At 68.8% G+C, this 13,472-nt stretch carries 12 protein-coding genes; 9 read left to right on the top strand and 3 right to left on the bottom strand.

Translation table 11 applies throughout. From position 1 onward, the window contains the following. The gene (locus tag ACG02S_RS00250) at positions 1-1,104 is read right to left on the bottom strand and encodes a sensor histidine kinase (protein ID WP_394468428.1); all 1,104 of its coding nucleotides are present in this window, start codon (positions 1,102-1,104) and stop codon (positions 1-3) included. A gap of 159 nt (positions 1,105-1,263) precedes the next feature. Between ACG02S_RS00250 and ssb the strand changes: the two genes are divergently transcribed. From ssb to ACG02S_RS00235, 3 genes are all read left to right on the top strand, one after another. Further along, on the top strand, positions 1,264-1,836 hold the full coding sequence (ssb, locus tag ACG02S_RS00245; RefSeq protein ID WP_394468427.1) for a single-stranded DNA-binding protein: 573 nt from the start codon (positions 1,264-1,266) through the stop codon (positions 1,834-1,836). 751 nt (positions 1,837-2,587) lie between these two features. Continuing rightward, entirely contained in the window at positions 2,588-3,823 is a 1,236-nt protein-coding gene (locus ACG02S_RS00240) for a HipA domain-containing protein (RefSeq protein ID WP_394468426.1), read from the top strand. A 710-nt stretch (positions 3,824-4,533) separates the two neighbouring features. Beyond that, complete coding sequence (locus ACG02S_RS00235; RefSeq protein WP_394468425.1) at positions 4,534-4,824, top strand: DUF6794 domain-containing protein; 291 nt, start codon at positions 4,534-4,536, stop codon at positions 4,822-4,824. 188 nt (positions 4,825-5,012) lie between these two features. Here ACG02S_RS00235 and ACG02S_RS00230 read toward each other — a convergent pair whose 3' ends face one another. Next, on the bottom strand, positions 5,013-5,171 hold the full coding sequence (locus ACG02S_RS00230; protein ID WP_394468424.1) for a DUF3309 family protein: 159 nt from the start codon (positions 5,169-5,171) through the stop codon (positions 5,013-5,015). Positions 5,172-5,362: 191 nt separating this feature from the next. Here ACG02S_RS00230 and ACG02S_RS00225 point away from each other — a divergent pair, with 191 nt between their 5' ends. From ACG02S_RS00225 to ACG02S_RS00215, 3 genes are read left to right on the top strand one after another with little or no spacing between them, the layout of a single operon-like run. Then, complete coding sequence (locus tag ACG02S_RS00225; protein ID WP_394468423.1) at positions 5,363-6,871, top strand: PAS domain S-box protein; 1,509 nt, start codon at positions 5,363-5,365, stop codon at positions 6,869-6,871. A gap of 3 nt (positions 6,872-6,874) precedes the next feature. Beyond that, positions 6,875-7,264, top strand: coding sequence for a response regulator (locus ACG02S_RS00220; RefSeq protein WP_394468422.1), 390 nt, complete (start codon positions 6,875-6,877; stop codon positions 7,262-7,264). A gap of 9 nt (positions 7,265-7,273) precedes the next feature. Beyond that, a complete protein-coding gene (locus ACG02S_RS00215; RefSeq protein ID WP_394468421.1) occupies positions 7,274-9,028 on the top strand; it encodes an ATP-binding protein in 1,755 nt (584 codons plus the stop codon). Positions 9,029-9,049: 21 nt separating this feature from the next. Here the strand turns inward: ACG02S_RS00215 and ACG02S_RS00210 are convergent, their stop codons facing one another. Further along, positions 9,050-9,553: a hypothetical protein gene (locus ACG02S_RS00210; protein WP_394468420.1), complete on the bottom strand. Its 504-nt coding sequence runs from the start codon at positions 9,551-9,553 to the stop codon at positions 9,050-9,052. Positions 9,554-9,795: 242 nt separating this feature from the next. On the opposite strand from ACG02S_RS00210, the gene ACG02S_RS00205 reads away from it, so the two are divergent. The 3 genes from ACG02S_RS00205 (at position 9,796) to ACG02S_RS00195 (ending at position 13,471) form a co-directional block, all read left to right on the top strand. Further along, entirely contained in the window at positions 9,796-10,146 is a 351-nt protein-coding gene (locus ACG02S_RS00205; RefSeq protein ID WP_394468419.1) for a PRC-barrel domain-containing protein, read from the top strand. Between the two features lie 27 nt (positions 10,147-10,173). After that, positions 10,174-10,365, top strand: coding sequence for a hypothetical protein (locus ACG02S_RS00200; RefSeq protein WP_394468418.1), 192 nt, complete (start codon positions 10,174-10,176; stop codon positions 10,363-10,365). A gap of 472 nt (positions 10,366-10,837) precedes the next feature. Further along, positions 10,838-13,471 carry a hypothetical protein gene (locus ACG02S_RS00195; protein WP_394468417.1) on the top strand — a complete coding sequence of 878 codons (2,634 nt, stop codon included), beginning with the start codon at positions 10,838-10,840 and terminating at the stop codon, positions 13,469-13,471. Position 13,472 lies beyond the last annotated feature (1 nt).

Genomic DNA, 13,472 nt, shown 5'->3' with positions numbered 1-13,472 from the left:
TCAGGTCTGTGGAATGAACAGGTCGACGCGAAAACCCGCGCCGGGCGCCGTGTGGATGCGCAGCCGCGCCTGGCCGTCGTAGTCCAGGGCGAAGCGCTTGCGCAGCGCCGCCAGGCCCACGCCGCGGCGCTGGCCGGGCTGCGGCTCCAGCGCCTCGGGCTCGCAACCCGGGCCGTCGTCGGCCACGGCCAGGTCCAGCCCGTGGTTCAGCGCATTGCGGCGTGCGGTGATGGTCACCCGGCCACCGCCCTTGCGCGGCGCCACGGCGTGCAGGATGGAGTTCTCGACCAGCGGCTGCAGCGTCAGCGGCGGCAGCTCGTCGGCCAGCACGCGCTCCTCCAGGTCCCAGTCCACGCGCAGCCGCGTGCCCAGGCGCAGCGCCTCCAGCGCCAGGTAGTCGCGCAGGAACTCGATCTCGTCTCCCAGCATCACGCGGTCCTCGGTGCCACGCTTGGTGTCCAGCACATAGCGCAGCATGGACGCGAACTTCAGCAGCGCGGCCTCGGCGCCGGCCGGGTCCTTGCGCGTCAGCGCGATCAGCGTGTTCAGCGTGTTGAACAGGAAATGCGGGTTCAGCTTGCCGCTGATGGCCGACAGCTCGGCCCTGGCCAGCGCGCTCTCGGCCTGCGCCGCGGCGATTGCCGCCGAGCGTGCCGAGCGCGCCTGCAGCACCGCCCCGAACGCCGTGGCGATGGCCGCGTACACCACCAGCCCCCAAACCGAGCGCCACAGCAGCCCCGCCACCAGCACCGCGCCGGCGTGGTCGGTGCCAAACAGCGTCGCGTTGACGGCGAACTCGCCCGCCTGCCACAGCGCCGAGAACGCCACCGCCGCCAGGATGTGCGCCATCGCCGCCGCCGCGAAGCCGGCATCGCTGCCGTGCAGGCGGCGCGCCAGCGGCCAGATGGCGATGCCCAGCAGCATGGGCGCCCACAGCATGGTGGTGGCCTGGTAGACGGCCAGCCAGAATGGGTCCAGCCCGCGGTCGAACTCGCTGCCGGCCAACACGAACAGGCACCAGGCCAGCAAGCAGCAGCCGGCATAGGCCAGCCACAGCCGCCGGTTCGTGCGGCGGCTGCCGGGGATTGCGGCGAGCGGGGTCATGGGCTCATCTTAGGGATGGCGCCTGGCCGGCAGGGGCGCGGGTAGACGAAGTGCGGGCTCCGGGGTGCGGGATGCGGTCTGGGGGGTGTTGCTGACGCCCCGCGCCGGGGGCCTCCCGGCATAATTCAGCCCCTCCCCCATCGAATTCAGGCGAGCGTCATGGCCAGCGTCAACAAAGTCATCATCATCGGCAACGTCGGCAAGGACCCCGAGATTCGTTACAACCCCAACGGCGGTGCCTGGTGCACCGTGAGCATCGCCACGACGCGCAACTGGAAGAACCGCGAAAGCGGCGAGCGTCAGGAAGAGACCGAATGGCACCGGGTCGTCTTCAACGACCGGCTGGCCGAGATCGTCGGCGAGTACGTCAAGAAGGGCCGCCCGCTGTACGTCGAAGGCCGCCTGAAGACCCGCAAATGGCAGGACAAGGAAGGCCGCGACACCTACACGACCGAGATCATCGCCCAGGAGATGCAGCTGCTGGGCGGCCGTGACGGCATGGGCGGCGGCGATGAAGGGGGCGGCGGCTACAGCCGCAGTGCAGGTGGCGGCGGCGGTGGTGGTGGCTACAGCCGTGGCGGCGACAGCGGTGGTGGCGACGACTTCGGCGGCGGCGGTAGCCGCCCGGCAGCGCGCCCGGCGGCGGCTCGCCCCCCGGCACCGCGCGCTCCGGCCCCGGCGCCCAAGGCGTCGACGGGGTTTGATGACATGGATGACGACATCCCGTTCTAGGACAGAAGAACAGCATTTTTGTTGATTAAAAGCCTCGGCTCTCCTGTGAGCCGGGGCTTTTTTTTCTTACCCACACGCAAATCGAGCACTTGTGGCCGAGAAGTTCCTCGATCACTTAGGTGAGTTTGTGGCTAGGGAAAACGCTCGAATTCGGAATTGGGAGAGCTTCTCAATTTGCCGGTGGGCAACACAGCGTGTTGTCCACGCACCTGCCGGGCCCGCAGCGCCCGGCCCCGCGCACCGTCGTTTCGCTGGCTGAGGGAGTCCAGAAACCTCCGCTTCCTCCAACAGCTTTTCATGCGCATACGTCGCTTGCGATGCACTGCAAGTCTGCCCTTGAGTATTCCAGTGATCGTCAGCATCCGGGCCAGCGCGATGAGCACGCAATCCAGTCACCATGAGCACCGGGTGAGGCCAGGAGGTAAACGGAGCGGTACGTCGGCTCTGCAGCCGGTTGCTGACGCTCGCGGCCGGCGTCCGCGCGGCAGCAATTGCCCCAACCCGACATCGAGAGCGCTTTTGTGCTTTCCGGCGATGACAAGCTGCAAAGCAGCACAGAGACTATGCGCCGTACAATGCAACGAACTATTCACGAGGCATGCACGTGGCTTCCTCATCGCATCCACAGCCTTCAAGTGTCGCTAGCGAAATCGAGCGAGTGCTTCGCCGTGGGCCGCAGTCGGCTGCCCAGCTGATCGCCGCCCTTGGGATCACCCAGCCTACGCTTTCACGAGCTATTCACGGGCTCCACATGGTCACGAGCTTCCGGGTCACTGGTGACCGCACCCCACGGTATGCGCTGCTGCGCCAGCTACCGCTGGGCCTGGAACCACGGCAGCGCATCTATCGCTACCTCGGCGCCGGCAAGATCGAGCCCTTTGCAGGAGTGGAGTTTCTCGCCGGCGGCGCAACTCTGGAGCGCATCGACGGCGGCACCACAAAGCTCTATGACGGCCTCCCGCCCTATATGGCGTTCGCAGCGCCGTCCGGATTCCTGGGCCGACAACTCGCCAACGAGGCCGCGCGCGGTCAGCAGTTCCCGAGCAGCCTAAAGGACTGGGGAGACGACCACATGGTCGCTTACCTCTTTACCCGGGGCCTGAACCTGTCCGGCAACCTGGTCTTCGGCGACGCATGTCTGCAAACCGAGATCGAGTTCCGGGCCGCGCAGGTGATCCCTACCGAGCACAAGCTCGAGTTCTACGTCGACATGGCCAATGCGCTCAAGGGCGCTTCCTACGGGTCCAGCGCCGGCGGAGAGCAGCCGAAGTTCCTCGGACTCACTGCAGACGCCGGCCACGTCATCGTGAAGTTCGCCAAGCTCGGTAGCCGGATGGCCGAGTTGCTCCCACTCGAGCACCTGGCGCTCCGGACCCTAGCCGAAGTCGGAGTGCCGGCGTCGCGCACGCAATTGCTGGTCGGCGGCGACTACGTTTTCTTGGAGGTCAAGCGATTTGACCGCAAGGGCCTGTCAGGCCGCATCGGCATGCTCTCGGCGGGGTCGGTCAACAACGAGTTCTTCGGGATGACTGGCGCGTGGTCCGAGTTCGCTGCACGCTGTGTCCAGGCCCGATATCTCAAGCCACGGGACGCCTTCTGGGTCGACACCATGGCCGCCTTCAGCGAGCTCATTGGCAACGGCGACCGGCACTTCGAGAACATCTCGATGCTGATCGGCGAGGACAGTGAGTACCTGGGCATCGCTCCCGCCTACGACATCCTGCCCATGCGCTACGCCTCCATCGGCGCCGGCGTGGATCCAGACCTCACCCCCATCGAGCCCAGGGTCGGCTCCATCGGCGCCAAGCCCGAGGTGTGGTCCCTGGCCGCCAAGGCGGCCGAGCGCTTCTGGACCGCGGCGCAGACAGAGGACCTGGGCGCGCCGATCTCGCAGGAGATGAGGGAGCTCGCCGGGAAGAACCTGGCCGTAGCCATGGCGTTCGCGGAGCCGCTGGTGCCCGCGCAACCACCGGGGGCGAAGGAATAGCCGCCCCTGACTGCATGCGCTGATAAGTCGACGGACACGCTCCCCTGCACGACACCTACGGACAAGGTGCTCATCAGGCGCGGGATTAGGTGCTCAAAGGACGCTGGACTGGGTGCTCAGGTCACGTTCGCCGAATACCCCCGAATCGCCGACGCCTTCGCGGTCAAGAAGAAGAAGCTCAGCGGCACGTTGGCCAGAGGGCCTCGAACGCCGCGGGACGGGCAGATCCTTGCTGCGATGGACGAAAGGGATCGCTTCAAAGAGAAAGCGGACCGGCTGAAGCGCGAGAACGAGTTGCTTCTGGAGCAGTTCCACACGTGGGCAGTGAACGCCGAGCGCAATGGAACGCCGCCCCGTAGATCGAACCTCTTCGCCCAACCCACGCTTCGGCTATCCCAGGCCTCCTTCGGGCAGGTTTTGGGGCTTTTGACTGCCAAACCCACACTTGCAACCAACGATACCGCGGCGACGCCCGTAGACATTGGGCAAAACGGCGTATCAACAGTTCCTTGTGCTTAGGACCTTTTTAAAAACCGCCTATCGATTGGTTGTGAACATGAGGCCCGCGGCGCAACGTCCCGGGCCTTTTTCGGTGTCGACCAACCCCATGTCCATGAAAAGACTGCTGCTCGCCCTCCTCCTCGGCGCCACCGTCTAGGGGCAGCGCTCGCGCAAGAGAAGAAGTCTGCAGAGGTGCTCGGGCCGGGCAAATGGCCCACCACGGTCAAGGCTACGGTGGCGACCTGCTGGTCCGCAGCGGCGAACCAGGCAAGGACATCCTGCGCCAGACGAAAAAGGACGACCTCATCGGCTTCCATATCGGCTGCGGCATGGGCATCCGCAACCACTATGGCCTCTGGCGAGGCAACGAGGGTTTGCTCGAAGACGCCTGCGGCAAGGGCTGCAACCCTGACAACGCGTCGGGCGTGATCATCGAGGCGGTTTGGCAGGCCGTTCAGGACAAGAAGGCGGGCAAGCCGCTCGCAGTGCCCGGACGCTGAGCACCTGCCGTCACGGTGTCTTCGACGTCCGCGTCGTCACGGGGCGTGACTTCATGACCGGGATCGCTTCGCCAGACTGCCCCGGTTCTGTCGTCATAGACCTCGGCGTGGTTGGTGAAAAGGCCTTGCAGCTTCGCGGCGGCGCAGATCACGAAGGCGGCGCCGAGCAGCGCCCCGCCCCGCCCCGCCTACAACCGTCCCATCAGCAGCAGCACCACCAGGATCAGCAGCACCAGGCCGAGGCCGCCGGTGGGACCGTAGCCCCAGCTGCGGCTGTGCGGCCACGCGGGGAAGGCGCCGACAAGCAGCAAGATCACGATGACGAGAAGGATGGCGCCGAGGCTCATGAGGGTCTCCGGGGTTGAAGGTGGCGCCATGCACGAACGGCGTGGCAGCCTGTGCCACGACTCTCCGTCCCCGGCGCATGCGCCCGTGTAGGACCCCGGCGCGAGGGGTCATAGGCGGGCAAGCGGCCAGGGGAAGCTGTCAGCAGTGGCGCCGCGAACTCACGTGGTCAAGCCAGGTCGCAACTGCTCTAATGGTCCTAACAAGAATTCCGAAGGGATTCAACGCGATGGAAGCTGAAGCGTTAGCCCTGATGGCAAGCCAGTCGCCGGACGCACTGATCTTGTTGGACGGGCAGGGTCATGTTGTGCACTGGAGCGGCGGGGCCGATGCGATCTTCGGCTACCGGCTCGACGAGGTGCGTGACCGCGCGCTGGACGACCTGGTCGTCCCCACCGACCGCATCGATGAACACCACCAGCGGCTGGCCGAGGCGCTGGCCAGCGGCGGCGGCACCTACGAATCGGTGCGCCGGCGCAAGGACGGCTCGCTCCTGTATGTGGACGTGTCCACCCGCCGCGTGCACGCCGGCGACGGCACGGCGCTGGTGCTGGTGGCAGAGAAGGACGTGACGCTGATCCGGGTGCTGCGCGATGCCAAGCGCATGGAGGAGCGCTTCCGCGACCTGCTGGAGTCCATGCCCGATGGCATCGTGATGGCCAATGCCACGGGCCACATCGTCATCGCCAACACGCAGGCCGAGCGGTTGTTCGGCTACGACGCGGGCGAGCTGCGTGGGCGCTCGGTGGACACACTGCTGCCGCAGCGCTACCGGCACGCCCATGTGGGACACCGCTCCAACTACTTCCTGCAGCCGCGCAAGCGCGCGATGGGGTCGGGGCTGGACCTGGCCGGGCGGCGCAAGGACGGCAGCGAGTTCCCCATCGAGATCAGCCTGAGCCCGCTGCGCACTGAGGAGAGTGCGTTCGTGATGAGCGCCATCCGCGACATCAGCGACCGCAAGCGCATCGAGAAGGCGCTGCAGGAGAAGAACCAGGAGCTGGCCGATGCCAACCGTGCCAAGGACAATTTCCTCGCTGGCATGAGCCACGAGTTGCGCACGCCGCTGAACGCCATCATCGGCTTCACCGGCACGCTGCTGATGAAGCTGCCAGGCCCGCTGAACGACGAGCAGGACAAGCAGCTGCGCACGGTGCAGTCCAGCGCGCGGCACCTGCTGGCGCTGATCAACGACCTGCTGGATGTCTCCAAGATCGAGGCCGGCAAGGTGCAGATGTTCATCGAGCCGGTGGACTGCCGCGCTGTCGTGGACGAGGTGGCCGCGGCGCTGCGCCCGCAGGCGCAGGACAAGGGCCTCACGTTCGACGTCGAGGTGCCGGCCCACCCGGTCATGCGCGACACCGACCGCCGTGCGCTGCGCCAGATCGTCTTCAACCTGGCCGGCAACGCCATCAAGTTCACCGAGCGCGGCGGCGTGCGCCTGACGCTGCAGGCCGATGCGGCGCTGCGCCGCGTCGAGATCCATGTCGACGACAGCGGCGTGGGCATCCCGGAGGCCGACCACGACAAGCTGTTCGGCGCCTTCAGCCGCATCAACAACACCCGACCCAATGCGCCGGAAGGCACCGGCCTGGGCCTGCACCTGAGCCAGAAGCTCGCAGAGCTGCTGGGCGGGCGCATCGTCTTCCACAGCGAGAACGGCAAGGGCAGCCGCTTCTCGCTCACCTTCGGGGAAGCCTGAACCGTGCCGGCACGCATTCTCGTCATCGAAGACAACGCCGCCAACCTGGAGCTCGTGCGCTACCTGCTGTCCTTCAGCGGCCACACGGTGCTGGAGGCCAGCAACGGCGAGCTGGGCGTGGAGGTGGCCCTGCGCGAGCTGCCCGACCTCATCGTGTGCGACCTGCAGATGCCGCGGATGGACGGCTACCAGGTGTTGGACGCGCTGCGCCGCCACCCCGCGGGCGCCGCCATCCCCATCGTGGCGGTGACGGCCTTCTCCATGCCCAACGACCGGCAGAAGGTGATGACGGCCGGCTTCAACGGCTACCTGTCCAAGCCCATCGAGCCCGAGCTGTTCGTCGGGCAGATCGAGGCCTTCCTGCCGGCTGCTCTGCGCACCGCGCGGGTCTGAGCGTCCACCATGGCCCGCGTGCTCGTCGTCGATGACCAGGCTGCCAACCGCGACCTGCTGGTCACGCTGCTGAAGTACGCCGGCCACGAGCCGCTGGAGGCGGCTGACGGCCACTTGGCGCTGGCCCAGGTGCGCGCCGCGCGCCCCGAGCTGGTGATCTGCGACCTGCTGATGCCGACGATGGACGGCTACGAGTTCGTTCGCCAGCTGCGCGCCGAGCCCGCCATCGCGCACACCGAGGTCATCTTCTACACAGCCACCTTCATGGAACGCGAGGCGCGTGCGCTGGCGCAGGCCTGCGGCGTGTCGCGCGTGCTCATCAAGCCCACCGAGCCCGAGGAGATCCTGCGCGTGATCGCGCAGTCACTTCAGGGCGCGAGGGCGGCCGAGCCGGTGGCCGACACGGCGCAGTTCGACCGCGAGCACCTGCGCCTGCTGACCGACAAGCTGGCGCTGAAGGTCAGCGAGCTGGAAGCTGCCAACCAGCGGCTGTCGGCGCTGACCGACCTGAACCTGCAGCTCGCCTCGGAGCACGACCCGCTCGTGATGCTGAACAAGGTCTGCCGGGGCGCCCGCGACCTGCTGGGCGCGCGCGCTGCGGTGCTGGCGGTGCGCGACAAGAGCGACAGCGGCCTCACGCACGTCAGCAGCTGGGGCCTGGCCGCGGCGCAGGCCGAGGGCCTGCAGCAGCTGGTGGCCGACGCCGGACTGCCGGGCGAAGTGATGGCCCAGGGCCGCGCCCGGCGCTTTGCCAACCCGGGCGGCGACCCGGCCATCGCCGGCCTGCCCCACGTGATGCCGGCGCTGCAGCACGGCCTGATTGCCGCCATCTGCTCGCCCGAACACGCCTACGGCTGGGTGCTGCTGATGGACAAGCTGGGCGCCGACGGGTTCACGCCCGAGGACGAGCGCATCCTGTCCATCTACGCGGCGCAGGCCGGCCGCATCTACGAAAACGGCAGCCTCTACAAGAAGGTCATGCGCACCGCGGAGCAGCTGCAGCTCGCCAACGAGCTGCTGGAGCAGCGCGTGCTGCAGCGCACGGCCGAGCTGCATGAAGTGATCGCTGGCCTGGAGAGCTTCAACCGCGGCGTGTCGCACGACCTGCGCGGTCCGCTGGGCGGCATCGCCAGCGCCGCCCGGCTGGCGCAGCAGTTCATCGCCAGCCACGACACCGACCGCGCGCTGCGCTTCATGCAGGTCATTGCCACGCAGGCCGAGACCACCGGCCAACTGGTGGACGCCCTGATGGCGCTGGCGCGTGCCAGCGACGCCAGCCTCAGCCGCGAGCGGGTGGACATGAGCGCGCTGGCGGCCGAGGTGGTGGAGTCCTTGCAGCGCCTGCCCGGCGACGCGCCGCTGCCGGTCGTCATCGAGCCGCTCGCCGTCGTGGAAGCGGACCGCAAGCTGGTGCGCCAGGTGCTGGTCAACCTGATCGGCAACGCGCTGAAGTTCAGCGCCGGCAACACGGCGCCACAGGTGCGGGTGGGCATGGACGCGGTGGGCATGGATGCGGTGGGCAACACGCCGCTGGACGCACCGGTGTTCTTCGTGCGCGACAACGGCGTGGGCTTTGACGCCGAGCGGGCGCCGCGGCTGTTCACGCCGTTCCAGCGCCTGCACGGCGCGGCCTTCGAGGGGTCGGGCGTGGGCCTGTCCATCGTCCGCAAGATCGTCGAGCGCCACGGCGGCCGGGTCTGGGCGGACAGCACGCCGGGCGAGGGCGCCACGTTCAGCTTCACGCTCGGCGCGGCGGTGGTCTGACCGCCGCCGCCGGAGCGCCGCTCACCATGTGGCCGCGTAGGTCACCATGACACGCCGTGCCGAGGGCCGCAACGTCAGCTTGCTCTGCGAGCCCAGCTTGTAGGTGAGCGCACCGCGCAACCCGGCGACGCCGCTGTCCTTGGGTTTCTGGAACGTCATGCGGGACGCCCAACCCGTGTCGCGCTGCCACACCGGCGCCTCCACGCCACCGCTGAACCTGCGCGTCACGTCGTAGCTGACACCGGCCCACACCGCCTCGCGCACCGCGGCCTGCGGGCCCAGCGTGGCGGACGAGCGCACCTGCTGCTCCAGCCCGAGCTGGTAGCGCCAGCGGGACTGTTCGCGCTGACGGGCCAGCCACTGCGGATCGCGCCAGTTCAGCTCGGGGTCGGCGGTGGCGAGGTTGGCCACCGCGCTGCCAGCGCCCTGGCCGGCCAGCGGCACGCCGTTCAGCCCCACTTGTTGCGCCTGCGCCTGGCAGGCAAACCACAGGCAGATCCACGGTGCGATGAAGTGGCGGTTCATGGCGGGAGACTCCAGGCGGTAGGGCGTGCTGATGTGAAAAGCGGTATGGCAATGATGCGAATTTGCCGCCGCCCTGGTTGTCGGCCCATTTCGGCGATACGTATCGGACAAGGCCCCCGGCAGTGCGGCGCCCGCTCTCGCGGCGGTCAGCCTGCGCCTACAGCGCCACAGCCATTGCACTGATCGCCGCGCCGGCGCTGGCCGCCGATAGTCAAAACGCACATCGATTCGGAGCGTCCACCATGATTCATCCCACCATTTCCTCGTCCCGCGTCGAAGGGACCAGCGTCTACAACCTGGCCGGCGAAAAGCTGGGCAGCATCGACGACCTCATCATCGACAAGCGCAACGGCCATGTGCGCTACGCCGCGCTGGAGTTCGGCGGCTTCCTGGGCCTCGGCACGGACCGCTTCCCGCTGCCGTGGAGCATGCTGACCTATGACGTCGAGAAGGACGGCTATGTCGTCAACCTCGACATGGAGCAGCTCAAGGCGGGCCCGCGCTATGCCGCGGACGACCGCCCCGCCCACTCGGACGAGTACGGGCGCGGCGTGTACGACCACTACGGCGTGCCCGTCCCCTGGGGCGTCTGAGCGCAGCGCGCACGCGAGGAGCCGGCCATGAAGCCCAAGCAGCGTCTGGTGCAGGTGATGTCCGCGGCGCTGGTGGCGCTGGCCGCGCTATCGGCCTGCCGCCGCGAGGTGCCGCCACCGCCCACACCGGTGCCGGATCGCACACCCAAGCCTACGGTGGTGCTGACGCAGTTCGCCGCAGCCGCCGCCCTGTTGCCCGCGCACACGCGCGGCGCGTAGCGGATCGTCGGCCAACCAGGCCGATGCCGACCGTGGGGCCGTGTCGGGGGGTCGCGCCAGTTGAAAGGGCGCCTTCCTTCGGCTTCGTGCACGTGCCGGTCAAGCTGCACCCGGCCACGCGCGAGCAGGACCTCAACTTCCACAGGCTCGACAAGCGCAGCCTGCCCCCGCTGATACCAGCGCATCAACAAGCGCTCGGACAAAACGCGCGCGCAAGCAGATCGGCAAGGAAGACATCGTCAGGCCAAGGCGGGCAAGAAGGCACGCGTGGAACGCCTGGAGGTGCCGCTCGACCACCACTGTGGCAACGTCGTCGACCTGACCGAGCTGCTGCGGCAGAGCCTGCGCGGAGGCAAGGCGCCGCCCCGCCGCGCCCCCCCGCGAAGTCCACAGGCACGCGACGCAAGACAGGCTGACAACACACGCCGCACGGTGAGACGGCGCAGAGACGGTCGCGGGCCAGCATGCGGCCATGAACGCTCGACCGTCTTCCCTGCCCGCCCGCCTGCTGGGTGCCTTCTCGCTGGCTCTGTGCCTCGGGGTCGCCGGCTGCGGCGGTGGTGGGGACGGCGGCGCCACCCCCGCCGCCGTCACCCCGTCCGTCCGCACCGACGACCCGGCCGCCGTCACGCGCCTGCAATGGGCCACGGCCGCGCCGCTGTTCACCGCCAGCGGGCAGCAACAACCGCTGCAGGTGCAGGCGCTCGGGGCGCAGGGTCAGGTGCTGAACGTTCCGGTCACCTGGCAAAGCAGCGCACCCGCCGTGGTCGGCGTGGCCGCTCCTGCGGCTGGCACCACGGGCGAGGCCGCCACGCTGACGTCCGTCGCTGCCACCGGCACCGCGGTGGTGACGGCCACGGTCGGCAGCCGCAGCCTCAGCGCGGTGGCGGTCGTCGCGGGTGCGGCGCCGGGCACTGTCGTGCTGAACGACGCGCAAGTCATCGGCCTGCCGCAGGCCACCGATCCGGCGGCGCCGCTGCGCGTGGGCAGCACCTACACCGTCACGCTGGCGCCCGACGTCGCGCCGCCAGCCGTGGGCCAGCGCGTGCTGGGGCGGGGCAGCCAGGCCATCGCGGGCGAGGTGATGGCCGTCAACGGCCGGGTGCTGACCCTGGCGCTGGTGCCGCTGCGGCAGTTGCTGCCCCAGTTGCAGCTGGACCTGGACCTGCCACTGCAGGCCGCACCGGCCCGCGTGCGCACTGCGGCTGCAGGCCCGGCAGGCATGCGTGCGCTGGCCGCAGGCCGCGTGCGCCCGCTGGCAGAGACGAGCTTCAGCGTCCCCGGTTTCGACTGCGACGCCGAGGGCTCCGCCGGCGGCGTGGAGCTGGCCAAGAAGGAGGTGACGCCCACCGGCATGGACAGCCTGCGCTACCGCGTGCTGTGGAACGACCAGCGCCAGATGCTGCGCCTGAGCGGGCAGCCGGGCGTGCAGTTCGAGCTGGAGCCAACCGCCAAGCTGGCCTTCACCGGCAAGCTCGACTGCAAGCTTGAGCTGGCCGACATCCCCATCCCGCTGCCGCCGGCCATCGGCCTGTTCCTGGGCGTGGGCTTCCCGGTGGGTGTGGGCTTCACGCTGGAAGGCGCGCTGCCCATCAACGGCGTGGCGCTGAACCTCAAGGGCCAGGCGCAGGCGGACGTGGTGGTGGGCTTCGACTGCAACCCGGGCTGCGCGTCGCTGAACAGCCTGCAGACCAGCGGCAGCGTGACGCCCAACGTCGTCGCGCCCGAGTTCACCGCCAACCGGCTGGAGCTGAGCGGACAGGTGTACGCATGGGCCAACTTCGAGGGCGGCGCGCGCTGGAGCAGCACGCTGCAGTTCGACGCTATCGAGGCGCAGGCGGGCCTGAAGTTCGCCACCATCCTCGGCACCGAGAACGCGCAGGCCAAAGATGCGGCCAGCGCCGGCCAGTACGCGCTGAGCTTTGAGGCCAGCGTGGCGCCCACCGAGGCGCTGGGCGACTTTGCCGCGCTCGTCGGGCTCATCCTGGAGCAGGCCAAGCTGGAGACCAGCGTGCCGATGGGCCGCTCGCCCACCGCCACGCTGACGATAGACAAGGCCCGCTTCAAGGCGCTGGACGACGTGAAGTTCACGGTCGACCTGACGGCAGCCGAGGTGCTGTTCCCGCTGCAGGGCTACAACGTGCAGGCCGTGCGCGTGTACCGCAAGACGACGGCAGCCGACGGCAGCTTCGTGCTGGTGCTGGCCGGCGAGCAGGCGGCCAGCAACGGGCAGACGCAGTTCGTCATCCCGTGGCTGGCGACGGTGGACGGTGGCAGCGACATCAGCTTCGTCGCGTTCGTGCAGACCCGGCTGCTCAGCGGTCAGCGCTGGCAGGTCGGGCTGGCCGCCAGCGAGGCGCCCACCGTGCCGGCCAACGCCTGGGGTGGGCAGCTGACGCTGCAGTACACGTTCAGCGTGCAGTGGTCCTACGACCACAGCGAAGAGTGCGGCAACACCCTGGGGGACCGCGGGACCTGCAACGGCAAGGGCGCCGGCACCGAGACCGGCAGCGTGACCCACGTGCTGGCCGCGCAGACGAATGGCGCGGTGGCGCGTGGCGGCGCGGGCGCCCCGCTCACCCTCACGCATGTCAGCGCGAGCGGCAGCCTGACGGGGCAGACCAGCGGCAGCTACATCTCGCCCCTGGGCAACTGCACCATTGCCACGACCGGCGCGCACCGTCTGGACGGCGTGCCCACCGCCGCCCGGATGCGTCGCCCCTGGATGCTGACGCTGGGCGGCGACGACCGCCTGGGCTTGTCGACGGCGTCGACGCTGTCGTCGCCCAGCGCCATCGACACCACGTTCCGAACGCAACTGCTCGGCAACGCTGTCGAAACCCGCAGCAGTGGTTGCCCCGGTGGTGCGTCAAGCCGGAGCTTCGGTGACGGCGAGGAAAACCGCACCTACTACCTGATCCCTTCCATCTTCAGCCAGGCCGTGGACGGCGCCGCGCCGGTCTGGCAAGGCACGGGTACGCAGACCTTCACGGGCACCGGCGCCCAGTGCGAGAACGTGAGGGGCGTGACGGCGGTGTTGCTGCGACGCGGGTCCGTGACCTGCAGCGCCACGCTCACCGCGACCTGGAACCTGGAGCGGCGCTGAG

The sequence above is a fragment of the Pelomonas dachongensis genome (genome assembly GCF_043555865.1).
GTDB lineage: Bacteria > Pseudomonadota > Gammaproteobacteria > Burkholderiales > Burkholderiaceae_C > Pelomonas > Pelomonas dachongensis.
Note: the sequence above shows the minus strand (reverse complement) of the source record. Positions and strands in the feature narration are given on the sequence as shown.